Source organism: Acinetobacter sp. 102, from assembly GCF_037028485.1.
Taxonomy (GTDB): domain Bacteria; phylum Pseudomonadota; class Gammaproteobacteria; order Pseudomonadales; family Moraxellaceae; genus Acinetobacter; species Acinetobacter higginsii.
On sequence record NZ_JAZEZK010000010.1, the window covers coordinates 33,947 to 50,572 of the forward strand.

A 16,626-nucleotide genomic window follows, 5' to 3' on the forward strand; every position below is an offset into this window, starting at 1 on the left:
CGACGACCATTTTAAATATCTTGATGCTCAGTGGTCTTGGTACTTACTGAGCATATTTTTAGCGGGATGCGAGGCTGGTAATAACTCCAATAAGCGTTCAGCCGCATCCACGGCTTCCGGACAATAAGCCAAATGCTTTAATAAAGCATCACTGCCCTGTGTCTGGAAAATCGCATGACTCAAACGAGATTCCAAGCAATCCCGCCAAGCTGATAAAAATGGACTTTCGGTTTTCGCTAAAAAAATGCCGGTATAACCTTGCAGGGCTGTGTTGATATAACCCGCATCCAATGCTTGTTCCAGTTGCAGAAAATCCGCCTCAACAGGTACATTCAGGCGATAAGGACGAGAACCAAGTAAATCGCCCAAGTGCTCTCTTAAATGCGACATCTCCGCTTTTAATGTCCCCATACTGACTTTGCGTTCCCCATACAAAGCCTGATGTAAATTCTCTAAATTCAGCCCTTGTGGGCATAAAGCCAAAATTACCAAAATTTCAACTTGTCTCGGGCTTAAGCTTAAGTGCTTGCCATTGATCAAGACCTGCGCTGTATTAAAAGTACGGAGATACACATGTTGTTGTTGTAATTGTTGCACCGCCATTTGAATAATTGCGGCGCAGCGTTCGACCGCCAATAAACCTAAACTATTGTGGTTTTCCCATGTGGTGGATAAATCCACTACGCCTAAGACTTGTTTGGAGTATGGGTCGAGGATCGGGGCAGCATAGCAAACCCAATCATGCACCGACGCCATATAGTGTTCATTGGAAAATACACAACTTGATTTCTGCGTCTTGAGCGAAAGTGCCAGTGCATTGGTGCCGACCAGTTCTTCCTGCCATTGCCCACCTGCAACAAAATGGACACGTTCGGCAGCATTGCGCATTTGAGTACAGGATGCCGTCCAAATAATGGTACTGCCGACATCGCCAACCGCAAGCACCATCGCTGACTGCTCTGCAACATGCTTGAGGTCTTGTTGGCAAGCCTGCAATGCCAAGGCCAAAGAACCTGTCTGAGTCGAAACTTGATCGAGCAACGGTGCAGCTAAACGTTCTTTAGGAATATCAGCGAGTGTAGAACGCTCCCATGAACTGGCAATACTCTGTTCCATTTTTTCGGCATGTTGTGGGTTGAGACTACTTTGTGCCCTGAGTTGCTCAACCAATGTCCGCTGTTGCTGTAATTCCCTTTTTGTATGCATTTGTAATTTCCCTATTCCCTTACATGCGATTCCAACCTTTTTCCAACCTTCAACGCGATAACGTCATTCTCAATAACGTACCCAGTACTTTATTTAAAAATATCACAACACATAAAGGAGTATGTATATGCGCTATGTTGATCCGAATCAATCTGGTTCAAAAATCCATTTTAAAGACCAATATGAAAACTTTATTGGTGGACAGTGGGTTGCCCCCGTTAAAGGAGTCTACTTCGACAATATTTCTCCTGTCGATGGCAAAAGTTTTACTCGTATCCCACGTTCGAGTGCAGAAGATATTGAATTAGCACTGGATGCCGCCCACAAAGCCAAGAAAGAATGGAATAAATCCTCTCCAACTACACGATCTAATTTATTACTTAAAATTGCTGACCGTATGGAAGCCAATTTGGAAATGTTAGCAGTGGCTGAAACTTGGGATAATGGTAAACCCGTGCGTGAAACACTGGCGGCTGATATCCCTTTGGCCATAGATCATTTCCGTTATTTTGCAGGCTGTATTCGCGCACAGGAAGGTGGTATTTCTGAGATAGACGAAGATACCATTGCCTATCATTTTCATGAACCACTCGGCGTGGTTGGACAAATCATCCCTTGGAACTTCCCGATTTTGATGGCGGCATGGAAACTGGCACCGGCATTGGCAGCGGGCAACTGCGTGGTGATCAAACCTGCAGAACAAACCCCCGTCGGTATTTTATTGGTGGCTGAACTGATACAGGACCTATTACCTGCGGGTGTACTCAATATCGTCAATGGTTACGGTGCCGAAGTTGGTCGACCGCTTGCGACCAGTCCACGTATTGCCAAAATTGCGTTTACCGGTTCAACCCAAGTTGGGCAATTGATCATGCAATATGCCACCGAAAACATCATTCCAGTGACTTTGGAGCTGGGCGGAAAATCACCAAATGTGTTTTTTGCCGATGTGATGGATCATGACGATGATTTTCTGGATAAAACCCTTGAAGGTTTTGCCATGTTTGCGCTGAATCAAGGTGAAGTCTGCACCTGCCCATCGCGTGCCTTGATTCAGGAAAGTATTGCCGATCAGTTTATGGAAAAAGCCATTGAACGCGTCAAGCGCATCAAACTCGGACATCCACTTGATACCGACACCATGGTCGGTGCACAAGCCTCACTGGAACAGCAAGAGAAAATCCTACGTTGTATCGATACAGGCCGACAGGAAGGTGCGGAAGTGCTATTGGGTGGGCATGGTCGCCAAGAGGTCGGCAATGGATACTACATCGAACCGACCATCTTTAAAGGTCATAACAACATGCAAGTGTTTCAGGAAGAAATCTTTGGCCCTGTGCTGTCGGTAACTACATTCAAGGACTTTGATGAAGCCATTCAGATTGCCAATGACACCATGTATGGCTTAGGTGCTGGGGTCTGGTCACGTTCAACCCATACCGCCTATCGTGCAGGTCGTGCCATTGAAGCGGGTCGAGTTTGGACCAATTGTTACCACATCTACCCAGCTCATGCTGCATTTGGAGGCTATAAAAAGTCAGGTGTAGGCCGTGAAAATCACAAAATGATGCTCGACCACTATCAACAAACCAAAAATCTGTTGGTGAGCTATTCAACCAAAGCCATGGGCTTTTTCTAAGTCTATAGAAGGATCAAACCCTGTATAAGCCTTGCGACATAGGCTTATACAGCCTTAAACCCTAATGTACTGATGACTCAATAAACACCGTATTTTCTCAAGCAAACTGGATCAAGCAATCAAATAAAAATTTAATTTTGGCACAAGGTGTGCAACATCGGCATTGCTTTTGCATCTTGCTGATGAGACCCATACACGGAGCTTTGTATGAACAATCAAGAACCTATTTCTGCACTTTCAGCATCTGCAACCTCTTCTGAAGATTATTTTGCCCAAAGAAAACTCAAGCAAGGTGCCGTGGGCTGGTTATTACTGATCGGCTTAGGGGTCGCCTATGTTATTTCAGGCGATTTCGCTGGCTGGAATTTTGGTATCGCTCAAGGGGGTTGGGGCGGCATGTTTGTTGCCACCGCGGTCGTTGCCGTGATGTATCTCTGCCTATGTCTTGCCATGTCCGAAATGGCGACCATGCTGCCTACAGCGGGTGGCGGTTATAGTTTTGCCCGTATTGCATTTGGTCCACTCGGTGGTTATTTAACAGGTACCGCGATTCTGATTGAGTATGCGATTGCGCCTGCCGCTATTGCGGTCTTTATTGGGGCCTATTGTGAATCTCTATTCGGTATTGGCGGCTGGCAAGTTTATTTAGCCTGTTATCTGATTTTTATGGGGATCCACCTGAAAGGTGCTGGTGAAGCACTTAAGATTATGTTTGCCATCACCTTGGTTGCAGCGATTGCACTGGCTGTTTTTATCGTTGCGATGTTGCCTCATTTTAATTCGCAGAATCTGTTTGATATTGCTGCCGGGCAACAATTTGGCGCAAGCAGCTTTTTACCCTATGGCTATTTAGGCATTTGGGCAGCGGTTCCCTATGCGATTTGGTTTTTCTTGGCTGTTGAAGGTGTACCTTTAGCTGCTGAAGAAGCCAAAGACCCTGCCAAATCACTACCACGCGGATTGATTGGTGCGATGTTAATTTTAACCGCTTTTGCCCTACTGATTCTATTTTTAGGCGCAGGTGCAGCCGGTGCCAGTACCTTACAAAACTCCAGTGCGCCCTTGGTCGATGCGCTCGTCAAAGTCTATGGTCAAGGTACATGGCTGGCGAACTTTGTTAATTTTGTCGGTCTTGCTGGGCTTATCGCCAGTTTCTTTTCAATTATCTATGCCTATTCACGCCAGATTTTTGCACTCTCCCGTGCCGGCTATTTACCCACATCGCTGTCATTGACCAACAAAAATCACGCCCCTTATTTAGCCATTATTATTCCTGGCATCATTGGCTTCTTCTTGTCCTTAAGTAAAGAAGGCGATTTACTGATTTTAATTGCAGTCTTCGGTGCGACCATTTCTTATGTCTTGATGATGCTTTCACATATTAAGCTACGCGTATCTCGTCCCTTAATGCACCGTCCCTATAAAACACCTGGTGGCATCGTCACCTCGAGCATTGCCTTAATTTTGGCTGCCATCGCAGTTGTCGCAGGTTTTCTGGTCAATCCTAAAGTGTGGTGTATTGCAGCAGGCATTTATATGGTCTTTATTGCCTATTTTATTTTTTATAGCCGTCATCAACTCATACAAGGGACGCCAGAAGAAGAGTTTGCCCAGATCACGGCAGATGAAAAGCAATAATCAGAAAGATTAAGGAGAAGCGCATGCGTTACCGTCAAATCGTAGCCCAACAACACTATCAGTTTGCCGATCTTAAAACCTTGATGGCAAAAGCCACCCCTTTGCGTTCTGGTGATCAACTGGCGGGGGTTGCTGCACAGGATGCAACTGAACGTGTTGCTGCACAAATTACACTGGCAGATGTACCGTTAAAAAACTTTTTAAATGAAACGCTAGTCGATTACGAAACCGATGAAATTACCCGTCTGATTATTGATGAACATCGCGCTGATCTATTTGCACCAATTGCACATTTTACGGTGGGTGATTTCCGTAACTGGTTACTGAGTGAAGATGCAACCACCGAAAAACTGCAACAGCTTGCAGCGGGTTTAACCCCAGAAATGGTTGCCGCTGTGAGTAAAATCATGCGCAATCAAGACTTAATTTATGTTGCAAGCAAATGTGAGGTCATTACCCAGTTTCGCAATACCATCGGTTTAAAAGGACATTTATCCACGCGTTTACAACCCAATCATCCCACCGATGATGTGCTGGGTATTTCCGCCAGTATTTTAGATGGTCTGATGTATGGCAATGGCGATGCAGTGATTGGGATTAATCCAGCAACAGACAATCTGCATAATCTCTCTGAGCTGTTAAAGCTGATCGACCATGTCATTCAGGAATATCAAATCCCAACCCAGTCTTGTGTTCTGACCCACATCAGTTCTGGCATACAACTGGCAGAAAAGAATGTTCCAATTGACCTGATGTTTCAATCTATTGCAGGTACACAAAAAGCCAATGAAGGTTTTGGTATTTCACTTCAAATGCTACAAGAAGGTTATGAAGCAACGCTGTCTTTAAACCGCGGTACGCTTGGTAACAATGTGATGTATTTTGAAACGGGTCAAGGTAGTGCCCTGTCCAGTAATGCGCATCACGGCGTTGATCAGCAAACCATCGAAGCACGTGCCTATGCTGTGGCGCGCAAATACAAGCCTTTATTGGTCAATACCGTGGTCGGCTTTATTGGACCTGAATATCTCTACGACGGAAAACAAATTATTCGCGCAGGCTTAGAAGATCATTTCTGTGGCAAGTTGCTCGGTCTGCCAATGGGCTGCGATATTTGCTATACCAATCATGCAGATGCCGATCAGAACGATATGGATGTGCTGCTGACCTTATTTGGTACAGCAGGCATTAATTTTATTATGGGCATTCCAGGTTCAGATGATGTAATGTTGAATTATCAAACTACCTCTTTTCATGATGCGCTGTATCTCAGACAACTGCTTGGATTGCAACCCGCCCCCGAGTTTTCACTCTGGTTGGAACAACAAGGCATTTTAAAACAGCAGCAGCAACAGATTCATTGGGCAGAGCACATGCCTGCTCAATTCTCCAGATTATTGATGCATTAAGGAGAATCTCATGAAGCTTTCTAAAGATATTCAATTTCCTGCACAGGCGCATCAAGACCAGTGGGAAACACTAAAACAGTTTACCGATGCCCGTATTGCCATTGGACGTGCAGGATGCAGCATTCCAACCCGTGCATTGCTTGATTTCCAACTCAGCCACGCCCAAGCCAAAGATGCGGTTTTCCAATCACTGAATGTCACGCATCTGCAAGAACAGCTACAGAAACTAGGTTTAAACCCAATCCATGTACAAAGTCAGGCTGAACATAAAGAGCTGTATTTGAAGCGGCCTGATTTAGGACGTTTACTTTCAACCGATTCGACGCAACTGCTTCAGCAGATGCAAAAAGATTCGCAGGGTTATGATGTCTGTATTGTGATTGGTGATGGTTTATCCGCCCGTGCCATTGAAGAAAATGCACTGCCTTTTATACAGGCACTGATCCAGCCTTTTGCAGAACAACAGTGGTCCTTAGCCCCAATTGCAATTGCCACAGGCAGCCGAGTTGCTTTGGGTGACGAAATTGCTGAAATTTTTCAGGCCCGTATGTTGATTATGCTGATCGGTGAACGTCCTGGGCTCAGTTCACCTGACAGTATGGGACTCTACTACACATGGAAAGCGCACAGCGGTTGCCTAGATTCACAACGCAACTGTATTTCCAATATTCGTCCCGCAGGATTAAGTACGCCGATTGCCACACAACGCCTATTGGCTTTAATGCATAACTCCAAACGACTGGGCTTATCTGGTGTCGATTTAAAGGATGAACATGTGGTTCCAACTGTTGAAGAACATCATCAACGCAGATTGCTTTTTTAACTGAGCAATTGGACAGCCCTATTTTCCAGTGCTGTCCAAAAAGCATAAGGTCAACACATCGGTCTTAAAAATGATTTAAGATACAACATAATTTTTATTCATTGGTACTCGGTCATGCCCCTCGCCACTCATCTAAAAACCGTTTACGCCATTCAGCATCTTGCTTTTGAAGACCTTGGTTCATTAGAAGATATTTTTTATCAGTTGGGTTTTCGCGTCCGTTATTTTGAAGCGGGTGTTGATGATCTGAGTCCTGCACTGAGTTATGAAGGCTTAACGATAATTCTCGGTGGACCAATCGGTGTTTATGAAACAGAGGACTACCCGTTTTTAGTGGATGAAATTGAGGGTTTAAAACAACGCTTAAAAGCCAATAAACCCACCATTGGCATTTGTTTGGGCGCACAGCTGATTGCACATGCACTGGGGGCAAAAGTCTATGCTGGACATCAAAAAGAGATTGGTTGGAGCAAATTAGACATTAAAGTGCTTGTGACGAATCCCTTAGCCGCATTAGAAAATGTCGAAGTGCTGCACTGGCACGGCGACACTTTTGATTTACCTGAAAATAGTAGCTTATTGGCAAGTTCGGCGATCTATCCAAATCAAGCTTTTTCTGTCGGCAATAACATCTTGGCCTTGCAGTTTCATCTTGAAATCGCTGAAGAAAATTTTGAAAAATGGCTCATTGGCCATACCTGTGAAATACGTCATGCGGGTTTATCCATTCCTCAATTACGCCAAGATAATCAGGCTTATGCAGCACAGTTGGAACAACAGTGCCGACTGGTCATTCAAACGTTCTTAGATCATCTGAATGTTTAAAGCTTGCTATTTTAGAACTGTAAAAAAAGCCCAACATTAAATCGCTGGGCTTTTTCGATGGTTCATCCATAAGCTCTGTTGCACCAATGTTAAAGCTGTGTTGTTGTCTGCATTGGCAGTAATCTAGAATCTTGAATTGCTGCAACACGATGTCCATTTCCCTTCATGCATTCTGGGTTCTGTGCAAACGACATAAAGCTGTCAATGGATGTTTGTTTTACCAACATCACAATGTCCCAATACTCATCAGAGGGGCCGATAAAAAATTCACCTGCATTGGCAAGCAGTAAAATATCGCCACCCGTTTGCTGTAGAAATGGACGTGTATGGTCGATATAGCGCTGAAAAGCCTCTCGCCCTGTAATTGGGGTTGCTGGTGCTAAATCTGGACAATCTGAATAATCCGCCACTTGCTTCAATCAAAGTAAGTTCAACATGACGACCTCCCCTTGAAGATGTCGCTTAAATAAACGAATCCCATCCTCTTGGGTTGGGAAAATATACGCGTCTTTCATTTTGCCTCCCCTTTAAACTTTTAATTTATTTAACAAAAGCTGTAGCGTCTTGATTTCCTCTTGATTGAATAATGCAAAGATAGAATCAACCGTGTGCTCGACCGTCGTGATCGCATTACTGAGAAGTTCTTGGCCACTTGCACTCAGTACAACAAAGCTTTGTCTCGCATCACGTGGATGAACCGTCTTTACGATCAGTCCAGTTTTTTCCATAGGTTGCAACACTCTGGTGACACCAGAAGCCGTCAGTGCAACTTTATGGGCCAATGAGATTCGATTTAATCCCACCTCAGGCACCAGACCAAGGTGATACATCAGAATGAATTCCGTCAGATTAATTCCGTGTACGCTAAGCGCCAGATCAAGTTTTTTACTCAATAAAGAACCAACAAGGTGTTGATCCAGTAATAATTCAAGCTTATTCATAACTAATTTCAATACCGATACAATGCTTGCAATATACTTGATAACTCAAGTATATTGCAAGCATTGTATCTTACTTTTTTGAGATGAAGCATGAATGAGGTCTCTACAAACAATCTCTATCTCCACTACGATATCTTTGGCGCTGAGCATGAAAATACCATTCTATTAATTTCAGGATTAGGTACTCAGATGATTCATTGGCGTGATTTATTCTGTCAAATGCTTGCTAAAAGAGGCTTTCGAGTCATTCGGTTTGATAATCGAGATGTTGGCTTGTCAACACATTTGCATGATCAACCCGCTCCAGAGTTGAGTGATCTGATCCATGCCACCCAAAATGGCGAGAACATTAAGATTGCTTATACGCTTCACGATATGGTTGAAGATACAGTGGGATTACTTGATGCTTTAGCAATTGATCAAGTCCACATTATTGGACGCTCTATGGGTGGGATGATTGCCCAACTGATGGCAAGTACTTACCCCCAAAGAGTCAAGACCTTGATATCCATTATGTCGAGTACAGGAAACCCAGCGCTTCCAAGTGCCCAAGCTGATGTTATAGAGCTGCTCACCCGCCCCAGTCCAGATCCACATTTGAATAAGACTGATTTTTTTCTGCATAAACTGCATTTTGCAAAATATATTTCGAGCCCTCGATTTAGTTTTGACGAAAATGCGTATTTAAAACTTATTTCAGAGGAATATGACCGCAATTACGATCCAGATGGACTAAAAAGGCAAATTGCTGCAATTGCAGCAACTGGTGATATTCGCTCATACCTCGCCCGCATCGTTGCCCCGACACTGGTGATTCATGGCACAGAGGATTTATTAATCCCGATTGCATGCGGCCAAGATAGCGCAAAGTCTATTTCTGGTGCAAAGCTATTAACAATTGAGGGTATGGGACATGATTTGCCAACTGATCTCTATCAATTCATCATCGATGCGATTGCTGCCCATATCCAACAAGCAAGGCATTACCGAGATCAGTAATAAACCGACCGACCAACAATCGCACAATGCGATACACCGATTTAAAATAAAATGCTTAAAAAATCCATTAGCAGCAGAAATAAAAAGCCGATTTGAAAACAAATCGGCTTTTTAAGATCAAGACAATAAATTCAAAACTTATTTCTTGTCAGCTTTAAAGCTATCTTTCAGATCCAGAATACGGTTGAACACTGGTTTGTCTGCTTGATGATCATGTTGATCCGCAACAAAATAACCTTCACGTTCAAACTGGAAACGATCTTCAGGTTTTGCTTGTGCTAAAGCTGGCTCAATCACCGCTTGAACCACTTGCAATGATTCTGGGTTTAAATGTGCAAGGAAATCATCATCTGCATCTGGTGCTGCTTCGTTAAACAAACGATCGTAAATACGCACTTCCGCAGGTACACCTTTGGTTGCAGAGACCCAATGAACAACCCCTTTCACCTTGCGGCCTTCAGGGTTTTTACCTAAAGTTTCAGGGTCAATTGAACATTTAAGTTCGATCACTTCACCATTGGCATCTTTAATTACTTCATCACACTTAATCACATAAGCATGACGTAAACGCACTTCACCATCAGGAATCAGACGTTTAAAGCCTTTCGGTGGTACTTCTTCAAAATCTTTACGATCAATATAAAGTTCACGTGTTAACGGAATAATACGTTCGCCCATATCCACGTTTGGATGACGTGCACGAGTGAGATCCAATTCTTCAGGTAAATTGGTCAATGTCACTTTCAATGGATTCAGTACTGCCATGCCACGTGCTGCGGTATTTTCCAATGACTGACGAATACAGAACTCCAGCATTGCCACATCAACAATACCATCCGTTTTCGATACACCAACACGCTTACAGAAATCGCGTAAACCTTCTGCGGTAAAACCACGACGACGCATCCCAACAACTGTTGGCATACGTGGATCGTCCCAGCCCTGTACATGCTGACCTTCAACCAATTTACGTAATTTACGTTTAGAGGTAATGGTGTAATCGATGTTTAAACGAGAAGACTCGTACTGACGTGGTACAGCTTGCGAGTGAACTTTTTCTACAATCCAGTCATAGAATGGACGATGATCTTGGAATTCTAAAGTACAGAGTGAATGGGTAATACCTTCAATCGCATCAGACAATGGATGAGCGTAGTCATACATTGGGTACATTTTCCATTTATCACCAGTTTGGTGATGTTCTGAATGCAGTACACGATAAAGAATCGGATCACGCATATGCACATTTGGGCTTGCCATGTCGATTTTGGCACGAAGTACAGCACCGCCCTCTTGAATTTCACCATTACGCATTTGTTCAAAACGCGCAAGATTTTCTGCAACAGTCGCATCACGATAAGGTGAGTTTTTACCTGGCTCAACGAAATTACCACGGTTCAACTTAATTTCTTCTGGGGTTTGTAGATCAACATAAGCATCACCTTGTTCAATCAACTGAACAGCCCATGCATAAAGTTGGTCAAAATAACCAGAAGCATAGCGAGGCTCGCCATTCCAGTTAAAACCTAACCATTTCACATCATTGGCAATACCATCAACATATTCTTGTTCTTCGGCATCTGGGTTAGTATCGTCAAAACGTAAATTACATAAACCTTCAAATTCTTCGGCAATACCAAAATTCAAACAAATTGCTTTGACATGACCAATGTGTAGGTAACCATTTGGCTCAGGCGGGAAACGAGTTACAACTTTTTGGGTACGACCTTCTTTTAAATCATCGGTAATGACTTGACGTACAAAGTCTAAGCCTGCCTGTTGTTCTTGCTGCACGGCATCGACAGAGGCATGGGTATTCGGCGTCGGGGTCTTTGGCAGTTCAGAAACAACATCATTTGGCTTCATAGGGTGTAAATCACTTCTTACAGTTAAAAATGGGAAATAAAAACGCAATCTTTACTATTTATGAAAGATTTTAACGTTTTTTACTTGCCTTGTAGTTTACAGTTTGCTTATGCTTCTCTCAACCAAAAACCCATGGTCAATTTGCCCATGTTTAGGAGATTAATGTAATGAGTTTTCCTCAAGTCGAATTAAACACCAACAAAGGTCGTATTGTTCTTGAGCTTAACGCTGAAAAAGCACCAAAAACGGTTGCAAATTTCTTAGAATATGTACGTGACGGTTTCTATGACGGCGTAATTTTCCACCGCGTGATTGATGGTTTTATGATCCAAGGCGGTGGCATGGATGAAAACTTCAAAGAAAAAGCAACACGTGACTCAATCGAAAATGAAGCTGACAACGGCTTAAGCAACGATGAAGGCACAATTGCAATGGCGCGTACTCAAGCTCCACACTCTGCATCTGCTCAATTCTTTATCAATGTTAAAAACAACTCTTTCTTAAACCATACTGGTAAAACAGCGCAAGGCTGGGGTTATGCAGTATTTGGTAAAGTTGTTGAAGGTCTTGATATTGTAGAAGCGATCAAAGGCGTACGTACAGGTAACCGTGGTTATCACGCAGACGTTCCTTTAGAGAACGTTGTAATTGAATCTGCTAAAATTATTTCTGAATAAGAATCTCCCCTAACCCCTCTTTTAAAAGAGGGGAAACTCCTCCCGTTACAAAGGGAGGTTGGGAGGGATTATAAAATAGGATAAAAGTGTGACCTACCTGTTTATCTCAGATCTACATTTGTCACCTGATCACCCTCGACTCGTTCGAGGGTTTTTAGCTTTATTGAAACAATATCAGGATAAAAACACGCAACTCTATATTTTGGGTGATTGGTTTAATGCTTGGATTGGTGATGATTACACTGCCCCATGGTTAGATGAAATTGTCAGTGCTTTGCAAAAATTCACCGCAGCGAACAACCAAATTTATTTCCAAGTCGGTAATCGTGATTTTGCCTTAGGTCAAAAGTTCTTAAAACAATTTAATGGGATTTTGCTCCCTGACATATATACCTTAAATATTCAGCAGCATACCTTCCGACTGGAACATGGCGATGCACTCTGTACCGATGATGTTGCTTATCAACGTTTTCGCAAAGTGATTCGTAACCCCGTATTATTGGGGCTAATAAAACGCACTCCATTGAGCTTTAGACAAAAACTTGCTAATGGTTTCCGTAAAAAAAGTAGCGAAACCAAACAGCTGAAAAGTTATGACATTATGGATGTTAATGCTCAAGCAGTAGAATCCGTGATTGAACACGTTGATTATTTAATTCACGGCCATACCCATCGTCCAGAGATTCACCATGTCCTGAATAAACAACGTATTGTGTTAGGAGATTGGCGAGCAGATTCAGCTTGGATTTTAGAGCTCAATGAGCAAGAAAATTATCAATTAGATTTTAAACAGTGGTTCTATTAGTTAATCACTCTTTAACTGATCTTAACGACTTCTTTTATCTCTTCATATTTTTATCTCAGCCATTCATTAATAAATTATTGCCTTACACTTGGATAAAAGTTTTAGTCGCTTTAAGCATCTTGTACTTCGCTAAACCTTCAATCGGTCATCTCCTTACGCTTGATCAGAGCTTTAATCGCTCTAACCCACTCATATACGACTTAAATCTATATAGAAATCACATTTAGCTACTTTTCGTGAAATTTAGATCAAGTAAAATAAATTAAATTTTAAAATCGAGTGAATGACGGATGGATACTTTAGCTACAGCAAAAACACGTTACGCCACAAAAGCTTATGATGCAGAGAAAAAAATTCCTCAAGCACAGTTTGAGAAATTGTTAGAAATTTTACGTTTCAGCCCTTCTTCGGTAAATATTCAACCTTGGCACTTCTTGGTTGCTGAATCTGATCAAGCAAAGCAGCGTATCGCATCGGCATTGACTGGCAATTATGTGTATAACGCGGCCAAAGTTCTCAATTCTTCACATACCTTAGTATTTTGCACACGTACTGATATTTCTGCTGAATACCTAGAGCAATTATTACAGCAAGATGATGCCAGTGGCCGTTTTAAAGATGAAACTGCCAAACAAGGACAACGTGCCACCCGTTCTGGTTATGTTGAGTTCTATCGTAATGAACTGAAAAATCTTCCGGCATGGATGGAAAACCAGACCTACCTTGCACTTGGACAACTGCTTTTTGCTGCGGGTCTAGAAGGAATCGATGCAACACCTATGGAAGGGTTTGATAGAGAACTCATGAATAAAGAATTTGGTTTAGCTGAAAAAGGCTTAAATGCCTCTGTAATTGTTGCACTCGGTTATCGCAGTGACAGTGATTTCAATGCCAAACTGCCGAAATCACGACTACCGGATGAAGTGGTTTTTACTCGTCTATAACAGCACTTATTGGATGAACGCCCTAATGATAACTAGTTAAACCTTATTATTAGGGCTTAACATTACGCATTCGTATTGATTTGAGATTGACTTAAAACAGTCTGGTCTAATTCTTCAAAGAAGACCTTCAGATCATCGGCCTGAATAAAATCTGCTTTAAATAGCATTGAGATTTGGACATCATCAATCCCACAATAGGCAAAAATTCCTTCCACAATTTGTTTATGAATCGCTTGTGTATAACCGTGCCGATCAAACCCAGATTGCGTTCCTGCTGCAGTCCCAATCAATTTGACTAGAGTATTTTTTAAAGTACCCAATAGATTCCCCTGTTCATCGTATTTATAGGCCCAGTCCTGACTAAATACACGTTCAAACCAGCCCTTTAAGAAAGCAGGAATCGACCACCAATACACAGGAAAAATAAAATAGACAATATCCGCACGATCAAAGCGCGCTTGTTCAAATTGGACATCTGCGTCCAAAGCTTGACGACCACGATAAGCTTCAATATCAGAAAGCGTCATCGCAGTTTGAAAACCTTCCTTATATAAATCGGCAATTTCTACTGAAATACCCTTTCCAGTTAAATCATGAGAAATATGCTGTGCAATCTGATGAGAAAGTGATTGTGTATCTGGATGCGTTATAACAATCAAAGCATGCTGGAGTTTATTTGAATTAGACATAGATCAATTCCGAATAGATGATTCACACAAGTTACCAATAGTAACTTATGCTGTCAACTCGGTTTTTGCTGCCTATATTTAGATCGCTGAATAATCTTGTAAAATAACTAAAAGTGAATTTTCCATCACCTGCTGTGCAGTCAGTGCATCAATTTGATTTTTACTTGCTGCTGTCGATACCGTTTCAATCAAGCCCATGATCGCGATCACGATCGCTTCACCCTCTTTTCCATCCAATTGAATAAATGGATGGATGCTTTGTTTAAAAATTTCTGTGAACTTTTGCTGACATTGCTGAAAATAGTTTTGCAAGATATCACTACCAGACAAAGCAGCAATGACCAATCCAACCTCCGGACCCGTTGAGATAAAACAACTTAAATAAGCGTCGCAAAAAATATGAATGGTTTGTTGTAAGTTTTTTGCTTCGGCAGCTAAAGACCGATTAAGCTCTGCAGTTTGTTTATCATCAAACTCCTGATAAATCGAAATCAGTAACCCTTCGCGGTCAATAAAATGTCGATATGCAATTGGCTTAGTAATACCAGCTTGCTCTGCTAAATATCCTAGGGTTAGGGCTTCTACACCCTGAGTTCGAATAATTGAACGGGCCACCTGCAACAGTTGCTGTCTGCGCTCTTCTTTACTCAGTCTCTTACCAGTCATAATTTTACTTCCATCAAATTTAACCAAATCGCTTTACATCATTGCTTTGGCTAAACACAGGACTGCAACCACACCACAGATCAATCCAATCCAAGTATACGCTTTTAAGCGTTCTTTAAATAATACAACACCACTAAGAACACCAAGTACCACGACAAGAATATTCATACCCGCAAAAACAATGGCTGGCGTTTCTTTGAAAATCATATGTGCTTTGACATATAAGGCAATATTGGCAAAATTGAGTACACCTAAAAATAAACCTGTAAAAATATTTTTAGGCTGCCAATTGGGTTGAGTAATTGCGATATAAGCGATGGATAAAATAAAGGCTGCAATAAACGTTAAATTCAGTGTGACTGCAAACTGTAAACCTAGACTACTACTGTATTTAAGTAATATATCGACAGCAGCATAACCGGCCCATACGCTAAACAAAAACAAGGCTGATTTTAAATTCATGCCTTTACTAGCCTGCTCTGTGGCCTGTCCGATAATAATCGCTAAAATCGCAATGATGCCCAGTACGACGCCAATTAATTTTAATTGGCTAAACTGCTCCCCGAAAATAAAATAGGCAGCTAATAACGACAGTATGACTGCAAGCCGCTGAGCAATTTCCGTTTTCAGGATACCTGCAAATTGCAAAGACTTCGCCAAACATAAAAATATGCTGGGTAATAACACAGCTAAAATAAGAATTAACCACCAAGGGGTATGATTCAAAGAGATATGCGTAATATCGGTTTTAAACCAATAAAAACATAAAAGGCTTGCGCTCAAATAATTCCACGCAATCATTTGAAAAACATCAAATCCCTTTGCTTTTAGGTATTTCAGCAAAATTGAGACCAATACACTACAACATGCCGCAGCAACAACCATTTCCATAGTATTTATTCTAGCTTTCTAATAGACAAAAAAATGCCAGTCTAGCGTGAGACTGGCATTTTCTTAAAGATCATCGATCAATTAACGATTGTTTTCGTCTTCTTGACCATCTTCGAATTTAGTTTCGCCATCAAAGCCACCTTGATGACCAAAGCCACCTTGACCACCGAAGCCGCCTTGACCACCGAAGCCACCTTGACCACCGAAGCCGCCACCTTGACCGCCGAAGCCGCCTTGACCACCGAAGCCACCTTGACCGCCGAAGCCACCTTGACCGCCGAAGCCGCCACCTTGACCACCGAAGCCACCAGCAGCGCCTTGACCACCGAAGCCACCAGTAGCACCTTGTGCAGGGAAGCCACCAGCAGTACCTTGAGCACCAGCAGGACGTGGGTTACGCGCAGGAACAACTGTAGAAATCGCGTGTTTATAAACCATTTGACTTACAGTGTTTTTCAACAAAACAACATATTGGTCAAATGACTCAATATGACCCTGCAATTTGATACCGTTTACAAGGAAAATAGAAACTGGAATACGTTCTTTACGGAGAGAATTTAAGAACGGATCTTGTAAAGTTTGACCTTTAGACATTTTTAACTCCAAAA

At 42.3% G+C, this 16,626-nt stretch carries 17 protein-coding genes; 9 read left to right on the top strand and 8 right to left on the bottom strand.

Going from position 1 to position 16,626, the window contains the following annotated elements; translation table 11 throughout:
- Nucleotides 1-27 precede the first annotated feature (27 nt).
- Nucleotides 28-1,206, bottom strand: a complete 1,179-nt coding sequence (locus tag WA352_RS11440; protein ID WP_033134551.1) for a transcriptional regulator — start codon at nt 1,204-1,206, stop codon at nt 28-30.
- Nucleotides 1,207-1,333: 127 nt separating this feature from the next.
- Between WA352_RS11440 and exaC the strand changes: the two genes are divergently transcribed.
- From exaC to WA352_RS11465, 5 genes are all read left to right on the top strand, one after another.
- A complete protein-coding gene (gene exaC, locus WA352_RS11445) occupies nt 1,334-2,845 on the top strand; it encodes an acetaldehyde dehydrogenase ExaC (protein WP_033134550.1) in 1,512 nt (503 codons plus the stop codon).
- A gap of 207 nt (nt 2,846-3,052) precedes the next feature.
- Nucleotides 3,053-4,483, top strand: coding sequence for an ethanolamine permease (gene eat / locus WA352_RS11450; protein ID WP_004806076.1), 1,431 nt, complete (start codon nt 3,053-3,055; stop codon nt 4,481-4,483).
- A gap of 23 nt (nt 4,484-4,506) precedes the next feature.
- Nucleotides 4,507-5,892, top strand: a complete 1,386-nt coding sequence (locus WA352_RS11455; RefSeq protein WP_004806075.1) for an ethanolamine ammonia-lyase subunit EutB — start codon at nt 4,507-4,509, stop codon at nt 5,890-5,892.
- Nucleotides 5,893-5,902: 10 nt separating this feature from the next.
- On the top strand, nt 5,903-6,715 hold the full coding sequence (gene eutC, locus WA352_RS11460; RefSeq protein ID WP_033134549.1) for an ethanolamine ammonia-lyase subunit EutC: 813 nt from the start codon (nt 5,903-5,905) through the stop codon (nt 6,713-6,715).
- Between the two features lie 114 nt (nt 6,716-6,829).
- Nucleotides 6,830-7,540 carry a glutamine amidotransferase gene (locus tag WA352_RS11465; RefSeq protein WP_033134548.1) on the top strand — a complete coding sequence of 237 codons (711 nt, stop codon included), beginning with the start codon at nt 6,830-6,832 and terminating at the stop codon, nt 7,538-7,540.
- A gap of 89 nt (nt 7,541-7,629) precedes the next feature.
- Here the strand turns inward: WA352_RS11465 and WA352_RS11470 are convergent, their stop codons facing one another.
- Nucleotides 7,630-7,950: a DUF1330 domain-containing protein gene (locus tag WA352_RS11470; protein ID WP_241345128.1), complete on the bottom strand. Its 321-nt coding sequence runs from the start codon at nt 7,948-7,950 to the stop codon at nt 7,630-7,632.
- A 117-nt stretch (nt 7,951-8,067) separates the two neighbouring features.
- Complete coding sequence (locus WA352_RS11475; RefSeq protein WP_004806068.1) at nt 8,068-8,481, bottom strand: MarR family winged helix-turn-helix transcriptional regulator; 414 nt, start codon at nt 8,479-8,481, stop codon at nt 8,068-8,070.
- 90 nt (nt 8,482-8,571) lie between these two features.
- Between WA352_RS11475 and WA352_RS11480 the strand changes: the two genes are divergently transcribed.
- A complete protein-coding gene (locus WA352_RS11480; RefSeq protein WP_033134547.1) occupies nt 8,572-9,480 on the top strand; it encodes an alpha/beta fold hydrolase in 909 nt (302 codons plus the stop codon).
- Between the two features lie 138 nt (nt 9,481-9,618).
- On the opposite strand, the gene WA352_RS11485 is transcribed toward WA352_RS11480, so the two are convergent.
- Nucleotides 9,619-11,346: a glutamine--tRNA ligase/YqeY domain fusion protein gene (locus WA352_RS11485; protein WP_033134546.1), complete on the bottom strand. Its 1,728-nt coding sequence runs from the start codon at nt 11,344-11,346 to the stop codon at nt 9,619-9,621.
- Nucleotides 11,347-11,513: 167 nt separating this feature from the next.
- Between WA352_RS11485 and WA352_RS11490 the strand changes: the two genes are divergently transcribed.
- The 3 genes from WA352_RS11490 to nfsB all read left to right on the top strand — a co-directional run bounded on the left by WA352_RS11490 (nt 11,514) and on the right by nfsB (nt 13,772).
- Nucleotides 11,514-12,023, top strand: a complete 510-nt coding sequence (locus WA352_RS11490) for a peptidylprolyl isomerase (protein WP_004661403.1) — start codon at nt 11,514-11,516, stop codon at nt 12,021-12,023.
- 88 nt (nt 12,024-12,111) lie between these two features.
- The gene (locus tag WA352_RS11495; protein ID WP_033134545.1) at nt 12,112-12,828 is read left to right on the top strand and encodes a UDP-2,3-diacylglucosamine diphosphatase; all 717 of its coding nucleotides are present in this window, start codon (nt 12,112-12,114) and stop codon (nt 12,826-12,828) included.
- Between the two features lie 290 nt (nt 12,829-13,118).
- Nucleotides 13,119-13,772, top strand: a complete 654-nt coding sequence (gene nfsB / locus WA352_RS11500; RefSeq protein WP_033134544.1) for an oxygen-insensitive NAD(P)H nitroreductase — start codon at nt 13,119-13,121, stop codon at nt 13,770-13,772.
- Nucleotides 13,773-13,834: 62 nt separating this feature from the next.
- Here nfsB and WA352_RS11505 read toward each other — a convergent pair whose 3' ends face one another.
- The 4 genes from WA352_RS11505 to hfq form a co-directional block, all read right to left on the bottom strand.
- Entirely contained in the window at nt 13,835-14,461 is a 627-nt protein-coding gene (locus tag WA352_RS11505) for an NAD(P)H-dependent oxidoreductase (RefSeq protein WP_033134543.1), read from the bottom strand.
- A gap of 78 nt (nt 14,462-14,539) precedes the next feature.
- Nucleotides 14,540-15,127 carry a TetR/AcrR family transcriptional regulator gene (locus WA352_RS11510; protein WP_004806053.1) on the bottom strand — a complete coding sequence of 196 codons (588 nt, stop codon included), beginning with the start codon at nt 15,125-15,127 and terminating at the stop codon, nt 14,540-14,542.
- A gap of 33 nt (nt 15,128-15,160) precedes the next feature.
- On the bottom strand, nt 15,161-16,018 hold the full coding sequence (locus WA352_RS11515; RefSeq protein ID WP_033134542.1) for an EamA family transporter: 858 nt from the start codon (nt 16,016-16,018) through the stop codon (nt 15,161-15,163).
- 81 nt (nt 16,019-16,099) lie between these two features.
- The gene (hfq, locus tag WA352_RS11520; protein ID WP_241345129.1) at nt 16,100-16,612 is read right to left on the bottom strand and encodes an RNA chaperone Hfq; all 513 of its coding nucleotides are present in this window, start codon (nt 16,610-16,612) and stop codon (nt 16,100-16,102) included.
- Nucleotides 16,613-16,626 lie beyond the last annotated feature (14 nt).

Excerpts from the sequence above, each read along its gene's own strand:
- WA352_RS11505 (WP_033134543.1), bottom strand. The coding sequence starts at position 14,461 with ATGTCTAATTCAAATAAACTCCAGCATGCTTTGATTGTTATAACGCAT.
- eutC (WP_033134549.1), top strand. The coding sequence starts at position 5,903 with ATGAAGCTTTCTAAAGATATTCAATTTCCTGCACAGGCGCATCAAGAC.
- WA352_RS11465 (WP_033134548.1), top strand. The coding sequence starts at position 6,830 with ATGCCCCTCGCCACTCATCTAAAAACCGTTTACGCCATTCAGCATCTT.
- WA352_RS11480 (WP_033134547.1), top strand. The coding sequence starts at position 8,572 with ATGAATGAGGTCTCTACAAACAATCTCTATCTCCACTACGATATCTTT.
- WA352_RS11455 (WP_004806075.1), top strand. The coding sequence starts at position 4,507 with ATGCGTTACCGTCAAATCGTAGCCCAACAACACTATCAGTTTGCCGAT.
- WA352_RS11485 (WP_033134546.1), bottom strand. The coding sequence starts at position 11,346 with ATGAAGCCAAATGATGTTGTTTCTGAACTGCCAAAGACCCCGACGCCG.
- WA352_RS11440 (WP_033134551.1), bottom strand. The coding sequence starts at position 1,206 with ATGCATACAAAAAGGGAATTACAGCAACAGCGGACATTGGTTGAGCAA.
- WA352_RS11490 (WP_004661403.1), top strand. The coding sequence starts at position 11,514 with ATGAGTTTTCCTCAAGTCGAATTAAACACCAACAAAGGTCGTATTGTT.
- nfsB (WP_033134544.1), top strand. The coding sequence starts at position 13,119 with ATGGATACTTTAGCTACAGCAAAAACACGTTACGCCACAAAAGCTTAT.
- WA352_RS11510 (WP_004806053.1), bottom strand. The coding sequence starts at position 15,127 with ATGACTGGTAAGAGACTGAGTAAAGAAGAGCGCAGACAGCAACTGTTG.
- hfq (WP_241345129.1), bottom strand. The coding sequence starts at position 16,612 with ATGTCTAAAGGTCAAACTTTACAAGATCCGTTCTTAAATTCTCTCCGT.
- eat (WP_004806076.1), top strand. The coding sequence starts at position 3,053 with ATGAACAATCAAGAACCTATTTCTGCACTTTCAGCATCTGCAACCTCT.
- WA352_RS11515 (WP_033134542.1), bottom strand. The coding sequence starts at position 16,018 with ATGGAAATGGTTGTTGCTGCGGCATGTTGTAGTGTATTGGTCTCAATT.
- exaC (WP_033134550.1), top strand. The coding sequence starts at position 1,334 with ATGCGCTATGTTGATCCGAATCAATCTGGTTCAAAAATCCATTTTAAA.
- WA352_RS11475 (WP_004806068.1), bottom strand. The coding sequence starts at position 8,481 with ATGAATAAGCTTGAATTATTACTGGATCAACACCTTGTTGGTTCTTTA.